Origin of the sequence: Albimonas marina, assembly GCF_029223255.1 — a bacterium.
Lineage (GTDB): Bacteria > Pseudomonadota > Alphaproteobacteria > Rhodobacterales > Rhodobacteraceae > Albimonas.
The window spans coordinates 328,118-340,303 of the sequence record NZ_JARHUC010000005.1 but is presented as its reverse complement, the minus strand read 5'-3'; the positions used below and the strand labels follow the sequence as shown (position 1 = coordinate 340,303).

Here is a 12,186-nt window from a genome sequence, read left to right as displayed (position 1 = left end):
CCGGCGCTCGACCTCCTGACTAAATCAGTCACGAAGAATGGTAAAGAATTGCGAATTGGAACTTAACTGCCTTCAGGCGCGACGTTTTTCCAACAGGCATGGCGTTTCGATGCCCTTGGGTCGTCCTGCGCCCTGCAGGACCTCACGTAGATTTGAAACGGGAGGGGCGCGGGCCTCGAATTGGCGCGCGAGGTCTTTCCATTCGGCGGGCGGCGCCGCGATTATTAACTTGGTCTGAATGATCGTCGGCGCGCCCGTCCGCTCCGCTCCGCTCCGCGGGCGGACGATCTCGGCGGTCTCGACCAAATCGCATCGGTTTCCGTCAAGCCGCGGCGACGCCCGGCGGGGGATGCTCCGCCCGTCAGCCGTCGAGGACCCCGGTCATGCGCCCGCCCCTTCCCAATCCGTCCGTCGCCGCCGCGGCGGTCCGTGCGGCCCGGGCCCCGTCGGCAAGGGCGGCCGGGAGACGCCCGTCTGCGACACGACCTTTCTCGAAATTGGATCCCCCCGCATGAGCACCTTCGTCACCTCCGACGGCGTCGAGATCTTCTTCAAGGACTTCGGCGCCGGTCGCCCGATCGTCTTCTCCCACGGCTGGCCGCTGAGCGCCGACGCCTGGGAGGCGCAGCTGCTGTTCTTCGGAAGCCGCGGCTACCGCGTCGTCGCCCATGACCGCCGCTCGCACGGCCGCTCCCAGCAGGTGTGGGAGGGCAACCACATGGATCGCTACGCCGACGACCTCCACGAGCTGATCGAGCATCTCGACCTCAGGGACGCGGTGCTGGTGGGCCATTCCACCGGCGGGGGCGAGGTGGCGCGCGTCATCGGCCGCCACGGAACCGCGCGCATCTCCGGCGCGGTGCTGGTCGGCGCGGTGCCGCCGCTGATGCTCAAGACCGAGGCCAACCCCGAGGGGCTGCCGATGGAGGTCTTCGACGGCATCCGCGACGGGGTGGCCGCCAACCGCTCCCAGTTCTTCCGCGACCTCGCCGGCCCCTTCTACGGCCACAACCGGGAGGGCGCGGCGGTCTCGAAAGGGCTCGAGGAGGGCTTCTGGCTGCAGGGCATGGCGGGCGGGCTGAAGGGCCTGCACGATTGCGTGCGCGAGTTCTCGGAGGTCGACTACACCGAGGACCTCAGGAAGATCGACGTGCCGGCGCTGTTCATCCACGGCGACGACGACCAGATCGTGCCGATCGCCGCGGCCGCCGAGAAGGCCGTGAAGCTGGCGCCGAAGGGCGTGCTGAAGGTCGTGCCCGGCGGCTCCCACGGGCTGGTCGAGACCCAGGCCGAGACCTTCAACGCCCTCCTGCTCGACTTCCTCGCCGGCTGACCGCCGGGCCTCTCCCCCCGCCGACCGCCGGGGCCCGAGAGGCCCCGGCCCGCCCTTTCCGTCCCAGCCTGAAGGAACGCCGCCCATGTCCGGCAAGCTCGACCTGCTCACCCCGCAGAACTCCCAGATCATCTTCATCGACCAGCAGCCGCAGATGGCCTTCGGCGTGCAGTCGATGGACCGCCAGGCGCTGAAGAACAACGTCGTGGCGCTGGCGAAATCCGCGAAGGTCTTCTCGATCCCCACCACCCTCACCACCGTCGAGACCGAGGGCTTCTCGGGCCACACCTACCCGGAGCTGCTGGCGGTCTTCCCCGAGGCGCCGCTGCTGGAGCGGACCTCGATGAACTCCTGGGACGACCAGAAGGTGCGCGACGCGCTGGCCGCGAACGGGCGCAAGAAGGTGGTGGTCTCGGGCCTGTGGACCGAGGTGTGCAATTGCTCCTTCGCGCTCGAGGCGATGCGCGACGGGGGATACGAGATCTATATGGTCGCCGACGCCTCGGGCGGCACCAGCCTCGCGGCGCATGACTTCGCCATGCAGCGGATGGTGCAGGCGGGCTGCGTGCCGGTCACCTGGCAGCAGGTGATGCTCGAGTGGCAGCGCGACTGGGCCCGGCGCGACAGCTACGACGCGGTGATGGACATCGTGCGGGAGCATTCGGGCGCCTACGGCATGGGCGTCGATTACGCCTACACCATGGTCCACAAGGCGCCCGAGCGCGTGGCCCATGGCGAGACGCTGGCCCCCGTCCCCGCCGCCTCCGTCGCCGCGGAGTGACGCCGCGCCGGCCGCGGCGGGCGCCTGTCCGCCGCGGCCGTCCGGCCTTCGCCCCGCCCGCTCCTCCCCGCCCGCCCCTCCCCGACCGGAGCTTCGCCGATGCGCCGAACCGCCCGCCTGCGCCTGTCGCCGCCGATCCTCCTGCTGTGCCTGGGCGCGCCGGCCCTCGCGCAGGAGCGGGTGTTCGAGGGGCGGATCGAGGCGCGCTCCAGCGCCGTGGTCGCCAGCGGGCGCGACGGCAAGGTGGTCGAGATCCTGTTCTCCGGCGGCGAGGCGGTGAAGGCGGGCGATCCGCTGATCCGCCTCGACGACGCCTTCCAGGCGCTGAACCTCGAGATCGCGGCGGCGGAGGCCCGCGCCGCCCGCGCCCGCGCCCGGCTGGCCGCCGCCGAGGCGACCCGGATGCAGGAGCTGGGGCGGCGCGACGTCGCCTCGGCCGCGCGCATCGATGCGGCGCAGGCCGAGGCCGAGGTCGCCGCCGCCCAGGCCGAGCGCGCCGCCGCCGCCGAGGCCGCCGCCCGCCTGACGCTGGAGCGCAGCGTGCTGCGCGCCCCGCTCGCCGGGCGCATCGGCCGGCCGCTCGTCGCGGTCGGCGCCTTCGTCGAGGCCGCCGCCGGCCCGCCGCTGGCCGAGATCGTGGCCCTCGATCCCGTCGTCGTCGCCTACGCGGTGCCCTACGACGCGCGCCTCGCGACCCTGAAGGAAGCGGGAAGCCGGGACCTCGCGGCGGTGCTGGCCCGCATCTCGGCGGTGGTTTCGGCCGCGGACAGGGCGCTGGTCTCGGGGCCCGTGCGCCCCGACTCGACCGAGGCGACGGTGGACCCCGCAACCGGCGCGATGACCGTGCGCGCCCTGCTGCCCAACCCCGACGAGCTGTTCCGCCCGGGGATGCGGGTCGTGGTGACCTCGACCCTCGGCCCTGCGCCGGAGGCCGCGGAATGAGCGCCCCGGCGGAGGCGGGCGGCGGGGCCTTCGCGCCGCTGCGAAGCAAGGTCTTCGCCTGGCTGTGGGCGGCGACGGTGGTGGGCAACGCCGGCAGCTTCATGCGCGACGTGGCCAGCGCCTGGACGGCGGCGGACCTCGGCGCCTCTCCCGTCGCGGTCGCGATGGTGCAGGCGGCGGCCACCGCCCCGGCCTTCCTGCTGGCGCTGCCCGCCGGCGTTCTCGCCGACATCGTCGACCGGCGCCGGCTTCTGCTCGGCATCCAGCTGCTGATGGCGGCCGCGAGCGTGGCGCTGTCGCTGCTGGCCTTCGCGGGCGCGCTGACCCTGCCGGCGCTGGTCGGCCTGACCTTCGTGGCCGGCGTCGGCGCGGCGCTGATGGGGCCGGTGTGGCAGTCGATCGTGCCCGAGCTGGTCGAGCGTCCCCAGCTCAAGAGCGCGGTGGCGCTGAACTCGCTGGGGGTGAACATCTCCCGCTCCATCGGCCCGGCGCTGGGCGGGCTGCTGCTGGCGACGGTGGGCACGGGGGCGACCTACCTCGCCGACGTCTCCTCCTATGTCTTCGTGATCGCGACGCTGTTGTGGTGGAAGCGCCCGGCCGCGGCCGACGACGGGCTGGCCGAGCGCTTTCCCGGCGCCTTCCGAGCCGGCCTTCGCTACGCCCGCGCCTCGTCCGAGCTGCGCCGGACCCTCGTGCGGGCGCTGATGTTCTTCCCTTTCGGCGCCGCGATCTGGGCGCTGATGCCGCTGGTCTCGCGCAACCTGCTGGGCGGGGACGCGGGCTTCTACGGCCTGATGCTGGGCGCGGTGGGGGCCGGGGCCATCGGCGGGGCCCTCCTGCTGCCGGGCCTTCGCGCGAAGCTCGACGGGGACGGGATAATGCTGGCCTCGGCCGTCGCGGTCGCCGGCGCCATGGCGCTGCTGGCGACGGGGCCGGGGCGCATCGCGGGGCTGGCGCTGGCGCCGGCGATCGGCGCCGCCTGGATCGCGGCGCTGACCACGCTGAGCGGCACGGCGCAGGCGGTGCTGCCCAACTGGGTGCGGGGCCGGGGCCTCGCGGTCTATCTCACGGTCTTCAACGGCGCGATGACGGCCGGCAGCCTGGGCTGGGGCCTCGTCGCCGACGGGCTGGGGCTGCGGGGCGCGCTGCTGGCCGCGGCCGCGGGCCTGTGCGTCGCCGCGTGGCTTGCGCGCCGCCTGCCGTTGCCCGAGGGGGACGAGGACCTGACCCCCTCCAACCACTGGCCCGAGCCGGCGGTCGCCGCGCCGCCCGCCCATGACCGGGGCCCGGTGCTGGTGACGGTCGAGTACCGCGTCGCGCCCGAGGACCTCGCCGCCTTCCGCGCGGCGATGGACCGGCTCGCCCCCATGCGGCGGCGCGACGGCGCCTATGCCTGGGGCCTGGCCGAGGACGCGGCCGAGCCCGAGCGCATCACCGAGTGGTTCATGGTCGAAAGCTGGGCCGAGCACCTGCGCCAGCACGCCCGCGTCTCGGGCGGGGCGGCCGACGTGCAGGTCGCCGCCCGCCGCTGGCACCGGGGCGAGGACCCGCCCCGGGTGCGCCACCTGATCGGCCTGCCGCCGCTTCCCGCCCCCTCGCGACCGGAGACCTGAGATGAAGATGTACCTGATTTCGCTGGGCTGCGGCCTGCTGGTGGGGGTGATCTACAGCCTGCTCCAGGTCCGGTCCCCCGCGCCGCCGGTGGTGGCGCTGCTGGGCCTGCTGGGGATGCTGCTGGGCGAGCAGGCGCTGCCGCTGCTGCGCTGGGCGACGGCGGAGGCGAAGACCGCCGCGGCGGCCGACGACCGCTCCCCCCGCGCGTGCCTCGAACACCTGTTCGGCGAGATGCCCAGCGTCCACGCCCGCAAGGCCCCCGCCCCCGACTGCGCGCCCGCCGAAGACGACCGCGGCTGAGCCCGAGGAGAGCCCCATGCCCCCCGACCTGATCCTCTTCAACGCCCGCGCCACCACGCTCGACCCCGCCGCGCCCGAGGTCGCCGCCGTCGCGGTGGCGGACGGCGTGGTGACCGCCACGGGCGCGGACGCCGAGATCCTCGCCCTCGCCGGGCTGGACACGACCCGCATCGACCTGCAGGGCCGGCGCCTGCTGCCGGGGCTGATCGACAACCACACCCACGTCATCCGCGGCGGGCTGAACTTCAACCTCGAGCTGCGCTGGGACGGGGTGCGCAGCCTGTCGGACGCGATGGCGATGCTGCGCGCGCAGGTGGCGATCACCCCGCCCCCGCAATGGGTGCGCGTGGTCGGCGGCTTCGCCGAGACGCAGTTCGACGAGAAGCGTCTGCCCACGCTCGACGAGATCAACGCCGCCGCCCCCGACACGCCGGTGTTCCTGCTGCACCTCTACGACCGGGCGCTGCTGAACCGCGCGGCCCTGCGCGCGGTGGGCTACGACCGGAACACCCCCAACCCGCCCGGGGGGGAGATCCAGCGCGACGCGAACGGCGACCCCACCGGCCTGCTGCTCGCGAAGCCCAACGCCGGGATCCTCTACGCGACGCTGGCCATGGGGCCGAAGCTGCCGCCGGAATACCAGCTCAACTCCACCCGCCATTTCATGCGCGAGCTGAACCGGCTGGGCGTCACCGGCGTGATCGACGCCGGCGGCGGCTTCCAGAACTACCCCGAGGACTACGAGATCGTCCGCAAGCTGCACGAGGACGGCCAGCTGACCGTGCGCCTCGCCTACAACCTCTTCACCCAGAAGCCGAAGGAGGAGAAGGCGGACTTCCTGCGCTGGACGAAGTCGGTGAGCTACCGCCAGGGCGACGACTATTTCCGCCACAACGGCGCGGGCGAGATGCTGGTGTTCTCCGCCGCCGACTTCGAGGATTTCCGCGAACCCCGCCCCGACCTCGGCCCCGAGATGGAGGGGGAGCTGGAGGAGGTGGTGCGGATCCTCGCCGAGAACCGCTGGCCCTGGCGCCTGCACGCGACCTATGACGAGACGATCTCCCGCGCGCTCGACGTGTTCGAGCGGGTGAACCGGGACATCCCCCTCTCGGGCCTCAACTGGTTCTTCGACCATGCCGAGACGATCTCCGAGCGCTCCATCGACCGCATCGCCGCGCTGGGGGGCGGGGTCGCCGTGCAGCACCGCATGGCCTACCAGGGCGAGTTCTTCGTCGAACGCTATGGCGCCAGGGCGGCCGAGGCGACGCCGCCGGTGAAGCGGATGCTCGATAGCGGCGCCCGCGTCTCCGCCGGCACCGACGCGACGCGGGTGGCGAGCTACAACCCCTGGGTCTCGCTCAGCTGGCTGGTGTCGGGGCGCACCGTCGGCGGGCTGACCCTGACGCCGGAGCGCAACCGGCTGGACCGCACCCAGGCGCTGCGGATGTGGACCGAGAACGTGGCCTGGTTCGCGGGCGACGAGGGGCGGCGCGGGCGCATCGCGCCGGGGATGCTCGCCGACATGATCGTGCCCGACCGGGACTATTTCGCCGTGCCCACGGCCGAGATCGCCGACTTGACCTCGGACCTGACGATGGTCGGGGGGCGGGTGGTGTTCGCCAAGGGCGCGTTCGCCGCGCTGGACGCGGGCGGTCCGCCGCCCGCCATGCCCGACTGGTCGCCGGTGAACGCCTGGGGCGGCTACGACGGCTGGAAGGCGCCCGGCGCCGGGCAGGCGGTGGCGCGGGCGGCCGCGGCGGGCTGCGCCTGCGGCTCGGCCTGCGCGGTGCACGGCCACGACCACGCCCGCGCCTGGAGCGGGGGCGTCCCCGCGCGGGATCTGAAAAGCTTCTGGGGCGCGCTCGGCTGCGCCTGCTGGGCGGTCTGAGCGATGGCCGCGCGCGCCGACGCCGGCGGGGCGGGCCTGCGGCGCAGCCTCGCCTGGCTCGGTCTTGCGGGGCTCTGCGCGGCCTATGTGCAGGGGCCGGTCGCGAAGCTCGCGGACTTCGCCGGCGCGCAGGCGGAGATGGCGCAGTTCGGGCTGGCGCCCGCGCCGCTCGTCGCCGCGGGGGTGATCGCCTTCGAGCTCGGCGCCTGCGCCTGCGTGCTGGGCGGCCGGCTGCGCCGCCCCGCGGCGGCGGCGCTCTGCCTCTTCACGCTCGCCGCGACGTTGCTGGCCCTGCGCTGGTGGGCGCTTCCCGCCGGACACGACCGCGCCATGGCCGCCAACGCCTTCTTCGAGCATCTCGGCCTCGCCGGCGCCTGGCTGTGGGTGGCGCTGGGGGCGCTGGACGGCCCGCTGGGCGGGGCGCGCGCTCGGCGGACCGGCGACGTCCGCGCTTCCGCCGGTCCCTGAAACGGGGTCCTATGCGCGACAGGCCCTCGCCCTCGCCGGGCGGTTCGAGAAGGAGCGGCGGACGTGATCGCCTTCGCCAGCGCAGATGCGGCCTGAGCCGGAGCCCGCCGTCTTCGTCGTCGACGACGACGCCGACCTGCGCGCGTCGCTGGACGCGCTGCTGCGCTCGGTCGGGCTGCGGGTGGAGACCTTCGCCTCGGCCAACGCCTTCCTCGCCGCCGGGCGGCAGGATGCGCCGGGGTGCCTGCTGCTCGACATGCGGCTGGCCGGGCGCAGCGGGCTGAGCCTGCACGCCCTGCTGCTGGAGGAGGGGCACGAGCCGGCGGTGGTGTTCATGAGCGGCCATGCCGACGTGCCGATGGCGGTGCAGGCGATGAAGAACGGCGCGCTCGACGTGCTGCTGAAGCCGATGCGCCCGCCGGAGCTGATCGACGCGGTCAACCTCGCGCTCGCCACCGACGAGACCCGGCGGGAGGAGCGTCGCTCGCTCGACCTTCTGGTCCTCGCTCATGCCGCGCTGAGCGCGCGGGAGCGGGAGGTGATGGCGCGCATCGTGGCCGGCCTGTCGAACCGCGAGACCGCCGAGGCGCTGGGCGTGGCCGAGGCGACGGTGAAGGCGCACCGGGCGCGGATCATGCAGAAGATGGGCGTGCGCACCCTGCCGCACCTGGTCGAGGCCGCGCGGCGCCTGCGCGAGGCGGGGCGGCCGGGGTGAGCCAGCCGCTTCCGCCCGCCGCCCCGCAGGATCGGGCCGCCTCCCAGGCCGGCCGCGCGCGCCGGTCGCCGCCGCAGGCCGGTCGGCGGCGCCGGCCCTCGTCGGACCTCTGCCGGCCGCGCCGGCCCGGCGCCTGCTGCACGGCGCTTGCGCGCGCGGGGTCGGGCGGAGAATAGTCCCGCGACGGCGACGGACGGGGAAGGGAAAGGCGGGCCATGATCGCGAACCTCCGCCGCTTCCTCGCCTCCTGGCGCGGGGAGGCGGCGCCTCCCTCGTCCTCGACGCTCCTGCTGATCTCGACGGCGCGGCCGGGGCGGGGCGACATGCTGCTGGCCGGCGGGGTCGTGGGCCTGCTGCTGGTCGCGCTGCTGGCCGTCGCGCCGGTGGCGACCCGGCCGCTGCCGGGGACCGCGTCGCTGGTGCTCGCCTACCTGGTGGCGGTGCTGCTGTGCCAGGTGCTGACGGCCGCGCTGCTGGTGGGGCTGCACGCGGCCGAGCCCTCGCGCCCGGTGCTGCCGCTGGCGGCGGGCTATCTCTTCGCCGGGCTGATGATCGTGCCCTGGGCGCTGGCCTTTCCCGACGCCTTCCCCGAGGCGGGGATAGAGACGCGGCTGAACGCGACCGCCACCATCGCCGCGGCCGCGCGGCTGGGGTTCCCGCTGTGCGTGCTGGCCTATGCGCTGTGGCCGCGCGACCGGCCCTTGCGCTCGCGTCGCGCGGCGGTGGCCGACATCGCCGTCACCTTCCTGGCGGTCGCTTGCGGGGTGGCGGCGTTCGGCTGGGCGACGCTGGCGACCGACCTGCCGCTGCCGCCCTTCATGCGCGACGCCACCCATATCGCGCCGTTGTGGCACGTGGTGCCGCCCACGGCGCTGGCGCTGTGCGCGGCGGCGGCGGCGGTCCTGGCGCGCCGCTTCGGCTCGCTGCTGGACCTGTGGGTGATCGTGGCGCTGATCTCGCTGACCATCGAGATACTTCTGCTCGCCTACCTCTCCGGCGGCACGCGGCTGACGGTGGGGTGGTGGGCCGGGCGGCTCTACGGGCTGTTCGCGGCGGGGGCGGTGCTGGTGGCGCTGCTGATCGGGACCATCTCGCTCCACGCGCGCCACGCCGCCGCGGTGCTGGCCGAGCGGCGGGCCCGCGAAAGCCGGCTGACCGCGGTCGAGGGGATCTCGGCCGTCGTCGCGCATGAGCTGCGCCAGCCGCTGTCGGGGGTGGAGCTGAGCGCCGCCGCCGGCCTGCGCTGGCTGCGCCGCGACCCCCCGAACCTCGAGGAGGTCGACGCCGCCCTGACCCGCATCGCCGCGGTCAGCGAGCGGGCGGGGCAGGTGGTGGGCGCGATCCGCAGCGCCTTCCGCGCCGAGGGGGGGGAGCGGGTCGAGGTCGACGTCAACGCCGCCCTGACCGAGGCGCTGGACCGCTGCCGCTCGGAGGCCGCCTTCGACCGGGTCGAGGTCTCGCGCCATCTCGCCCCCGATCTGCCGCCGATCCGGATCGATCCGCTGCAGCTCCAGCTCGTGCTGGTGAACCTGCTGCGCAACGCCATCGACGCGATGCGCGACGTCGGCGGGCGGCGGCGGGCGCTGGCGGCGAGCACCGCGTTCGAGGACGGCCGGGTGACGATCGCCATCCGCGACACCGGCGCGGGCCTGCCGCCCGAGGCGCGCGAGCGGCTGTTCTCGGGTTTCTTCACAACCAAGCCCGAGGGCATGGGCGTGGGGCTGATGTTCTGCCGCACGCTGGTCGAGACCCACGGCGGCCGCATCTGGTTCGAGGCCGGGGAGCCGCATGGCGCGGCCTTCCATATCGCCTTTCCGCCGGCCTGAGCGGGGCTCAGCCCGCCTCGCGCCAGGTGCGCCGCCAGGTCAGCGGCGTGGCGCCCAGGTGGCGGCGGAACAGGCGCGTCAGGTGGGCCTGGTCGCTCAGCCCGCAGCGGGCGGCCACCTGGCTCAGCGGCTCGTCGGTCTCCAGCATCAGCCGTTTCGCCCGCTCCAGGCGCCGCTCGACCACGAAGGCGTGGGGCGTGCGTCCGGTGGTGACCTTGAAGGCCCGGCAGAAATGCCCGCTGCTCAGCTTCGCCGCCGCCGCGAGGTCCGCCACCGCGATGGTCTCGCCCAGGTGCGCGTCCACATGCGCCGTCGCCCGCCGCACCTGCCAGGGCGCGAGCCCGCCGCGCACGATCGAGCGCGGGTCGGCCTCCGGCGCATCGGCCGCATCGTCGGCGTCGGGCGCGGCGGCGGCGTCGATCAGGGTGGCGAGCCGGCGGAGGCAGCGCCTGACCCGGCGCGTATCGCGGTCGAGCGAGGCCTCGGCGTCGGCGAGGAGCCGCGCGGCGACCGCCGTCTGGGCGGGGGGAAGCAGGCTCTGGCTGGGCATCGGGGGGCTCCGGAGGGGTCGTCGCCGCCAGCATAGATCCGTTGCGCGCCGGGAAAATTGGACGGAGGAACCGATCCCCAGACCGATGGGGCGATCCGGCCTATCCCAAGGTATAGGCGCCCGCCCGGCCGCGGTCTCCGGCGCCGGCGGCCGGGGGCGGGGTGGGGGCGGGTTCAGTCCCCCTGTCGCTCCAGCGTCTCGACCGCGCGGACGAGCTCGGCGACGCCGGCGACCCCCATCTTGCGGAACATGCCGGCGCGGTGGACCTTCACGGTGATCTCGGCGATGCCCAGCTCGGCGGCGATCTGCTTGTTCAGCCGGCCGCGCACGATCAGGCCCATCACCTCGCGCTCGCGCGGGGTCAGCGCGTCGTAGCGGGCCTGCAGCTCGGCGCGCCCGCGCTCGGCCTCTGCCTCGCCGGCATGGCGGGCGAAGGCGGCCTCGACCGCGTCGATCAGCTCCTGGTCGCGGAACGGCTTCACCAGCACGTCCAGCGCCCCGTTGCGCATCGCCTGCACCGCCATCGGCACGTCGCCGTAGCCGGTGACGAAGACGATGGGGATGATGCAGCCGCGCTCGGCGAGCCTGGCCTGAAGCTCCAGGCCGCTGATCCGGGGCATCAGCACGTCGACCACCAGGCAGCCCGCCTCGGGCGGCATCCCGGCGTCGAGCAGCGCCTGGGCGGAGGCGAAGAGCCGCGTCTCGATCCCGACCGAGCGCAGGAGGCCGTCGATCGAGGCGCGCATCGCCTCGTCGTCCTCGACCACCACGACCAGGCGGCGGGGCCGGGCCGGGGTCTGCTCCTGGGCTCGCGGGCTGGGCGGCACGATCGTTCCTCCGTCCTGTCGCTCGGCCGGGGCGCGCGGCGCGCCCGGGGCCCGGTCCGTTTGCGACGCGCGGCCGAGGGTCGTCAAGGCGAGGCGTCGCCTGCGCATACGCCGCCCGGCCGCGCGCGGATCTTCGCGCGGGCGGCGGGGCAGGGGGCGCGCCCGGGCGGGCTTGACCTCGCCGGACGCAGCGACGATTCATGATCCGTCGATCAGCGCCGCATCCCAAACTCCGCCGCGCCGCCGTCCCGACCCCTGCCGCCCCATCCTCCGCCGCCGTTCCGGGAGCCTGCATGTCCGTCGAAAGCCGCCGGCAAACGCGTGAAGAGACGCGCGACGCGATCATCGACGCCGCCATCGCGGTGGTCGGCCGCCATGGCTACGCCAAGGCCTCGATGGCGCGGATCGCCGAGGAGGCGGGCATCGCCTACGGCTCGATCTACCTGCATTTCGAGAACCAGCGCGACCTGTTCCTGCACCTGCTGCCGCGCACCAGCCGCGACCTGCGGCGCGAGATCCGCGACCGCGCCGCGGGCCTGCGCGACTTCATGGCGATCGAGACCGCCGGCTTCGACGCGCTGTGCGAGCTGGCGGTGCTGCACCCCGCCCGCCGCCGGGTCTTCGTCGAGGCGCCGTTCTTCGTGCCCGAGGCCTACGACGAGTACCTCGAGCGCATGGCGGGCACCTACCTGCACACGATGCGCGCCTGCAAGGCGCGGGGCGACCTGCCGGGGATCGAGGAGCCGGAGTTCGAGCCGCTGGCCTACAGCCTGATGGGGGCCAAGCAGTTCCTGTTGTACAAGTATCTCGATCCCCAGGCCGGCCAGCGCGCGATGCCGCGGGAGGTGCGCGACAGCTACCTGCGCTTCGTGGCGCGCGGGATCGGGGCGCCCGAGGCGGCGCAGACGGCCGCCGGATCGGGCGCGGCCTGACCCCGGCGCA

Annotated in this window: 13 protein-coding genes; 10 read left to right on the top strand and 3 right to left on the bottom strand. The window is 74.4% G+C overall.

The window, feature by feature from the left end:
- Nucleotides 1–72 precede the first annotated feature (72 nt).
- A complete protein-coding gene (locus tag P2H44_RS16225; protein ID WP_275764993.1) occupies nucleotides 73–306 on the bottom strand; it encodes a hypothetical protein in 234 nt (77 codons plus the stop codon).
- 205 nt (nucleotides 307–511) lie between these two features.
- On the opposite strand from P2H44_RS16225, the gene P2H44_RS16220 reads away from it, so the two are divergent.
- The 9 genes from P2H44_RS16220 to P2H44_RS16180 all read left to right on the top strand — a co-directional run bounded on the left by P2H44_RS16220 (nucleotide 512) and on the right by P2H44_RS16180 (nucleotide 9,867).
- Entirely contained in the window at nucleotides 512–1,333 is an 822-nt protein-coding gene (locus P2H44_RS16220) for an alpha/beta fold hydrolase (RefSeq protein ID WP_275764992.1), read from the top strand.
- Between the two features lie 85 nt (nucleotides 1,334–1,418).
- Entirely contained in the window at nucleotides 1,419–2,114 is a 696-nt protein-coding gene (locus P2H44_RS16215) for a hydrolase (protein ID WP_275764990.1), read from the top strand.
- 99 nt (nucleotides 2,115–2,213) lie between these two features.
- On the top strand, nucleotides 2,214–3,056 hold the full coding sequence (locus P2H44_RS16210) for an efflux RND transporter periplasmic adaptor subunit (protein WP_275764988.1): 843 nt from the start codon (nucleotides 2,214–2,216) through the stop codon (nucleotides 3,054–3,056).
- Nucleotides 3,053–4,669, top strand: coding sequence for an MFS transporter (locus P2H44_RS16205; protein WP_275764987.1), 1,617 nt, complete (start codon nucleotides 3,053–3,055; stop codon nucleotides 4,667–4,669). The genes P2H44_RS16210 and P2H44_RS16205 overlap by 4 nt, the downstream gene beginning before the upstream one ends.
- Before the next feature lies 1 nt (nucleotide 4,670).
- Complete coding sequence (locus P2H44_RS16200; RefSeq protein ID WP_275764985.1) at nucleotides 4,671–4,970, top strand: DUF1427 family protein; 300 nt, start codon at nucleotides 4,671–4,673, stop codon at nucleotides 4,968–4,970.
- A gap of 16 nt (nucleotides 4,971–4,986) precedes the next feature.
- Nucleotides 4,987–6,858: an amidohydrolase gene (locus P2H44_RS16195; protein WP_275764983.1), complete on the top strand. Its 1,872-nt coding sequence runs from the start codon at nucleotides 4,987–4,989 to the stop codon at nucleotides 6,856–6,858.
- Nucleotides 6,859–6,861: 3 nt separating this feature from the next.
- Complete coding sequence (locus P2H44_RS16190) at nucleotides 6,862–7,326, top strand: DoxX family protein (RefSeq protein ID WP_275764981.1); 465 nt, start codon at nucleotides 6,862–6,864, stop codon at nucleotides 7,324–7,326.
- Nucleotides 7,327–7,411: 85 nt separating this feature from the next.
- Entirely contained in the window at nucleotides 7,412–8,041 is a 630-nt protein-coding gene (locus P2H44_RS16185) for a response regulator transcription factor (protein WP_275764980.1), read from the top strand.
- Between the two features lie 215 nt (nucleotides 8,042–8,256).
- On the top strand, nucleotides 8,257–9,867 hold the full coding sequence (locus P2H44_RS16180; RefSeq protein WP_275764979.1) for an ATP-binding protein: 1,611 nt from the start codon (nucleotides 8,257–8,259) through the stop codon (nucleotides 9,865–9,867).
- A gap of 7 nt (nucleotides 9,868–9,874) precedes the next feature.
- On the opposite strand, the gene P2H44_RS16175 is transcribed toward P2H44_RS16180, so the two are convergent.
- Together P2H44_RS16175 and P2H44_RS16170 are read right to left on the bottom strand one after the other, a co-directional pair.
- On the bottom strand, nucleotides 9,875–10,417 hold the full coding sequence (locus P2H44_RS16175) for a helix-turn-helix domain-containing protein (RefSeq protein ID WP_275764977.1): 543 nt from the start codon (nucleotides 10,415–10,417) through the stop codon (nucleotides 9,875–9,877).
- A gap of 173 nt (nucleotides 10,418–10,590) precedes the next feature.
- The gene (locus P2H44_RS16170) at nucleotides 10,591–11,244 is read right to left on the bottom strand and encodes a response regulator transcription factor (protein WP_275764975.1); all 654 of its coding nucleotides are present in this window, start codon (nucleotides 11,242–11,244) and stop codon (nucleotides 10,591–10,593) included.
- A 293-nt stretch (nucleotides 11,245–11,537) separates the two neighbouring features.
- On the opposite strand from P2H44_RS16170, the gene P2H44_RS16165 reads away from it, so the two are divergent.
- Nucleotides 11,538–12,176 (top strand): TetR/AcrR family transcriptional regulator, encoded by a 639-nt coding sequence (locus P2H44_RS16165; protein ID WP_275764973.1) that lies wholly within the window; start codon nucleotides 11,538–11,540, stop codon nucleotides 12,174–12,176.
- The last annotated feature ends 10 nt before the right edge of the window (nucleotides 12,177–12,186 follow it).

Coding starts and splice junctions, on each gene's coding strand:
- P2H44_RS16220 (WP_275764992.1), top strand. CDS start 512: ATGAGCACCTTCGTCACCTCCGACGGCGTCGAGATCTTCTTCAAGGAC.
- P2H44_RS16215 (WP_275764990.1), top strand. CDS start 1,419: ATGTCCGGCAAGCTCGACCTGCTCACCCCGCAGAACTCCCAGATCATC.
- P2H44_RS16210 (WP_275764988.1), top strand. CDS start 2,214: ATGCGCCGAACCGCCCGCCTGCGCCTGTCGCCGCCGATCCTCCTGCTG.
- P2H44_RS16205 (WP_275764987.1), top strand. CDS start 3,053: ATGAGCGCCCCGGCGGAGGCGGGCGGCGGGGCCTTCGCGCCGCTGCGA.
- P2H44_RS16200 (WP_275764985.1), top strand. CDS start 4,671: ATGAAGATGTACCTGATTTCGCTGGGCTGCGGCCTGCTGGTGGGGGTG.
- P2H44_RS16195 (WP_275764983.1), top strand. CDS start 4,987: ATGCCCCCCGACCTGATCCTCTTCAACGCCCGCGCCACCACGCTCGAC.
- P2H44_RS16190 (WP_275764981.1), top strand. CDS start 6,862: ATGGCCGCGCGCGCCGACGCCGGCGGGGCGGGCCTGCGGCGCAGCCTC.
- P2H44_RS16185 (WP_275764980.1), top strand. CDS start 7,412: ATGCGGCCTGAGCCGGAGCCCGCCGTCTTCGTCGTCGACGACGACGCC.
- P2H44_RS16180 (WP_275764979.1), top strand. CDS start 8,257: ATGATCGCGAACCTCCGCCGCTTCCTCGCCTCCTGGCGCGGGGAGGCG.
- P2H44_RS16175 (WP_275764977.1), bottom strand. CDS start 10,417: ATGCCCAGCCAGAGCCTGCTTCCCCCCGCCCAGACGGCGGTCGCCGCG.
- P2H44_RS16165 (WP_275764973.1), top strand. CDS start 11,538: ATGTCCGTCGAAAGCCGCCGGCAAACGCGTGAAGAGACGCGCGACGCG.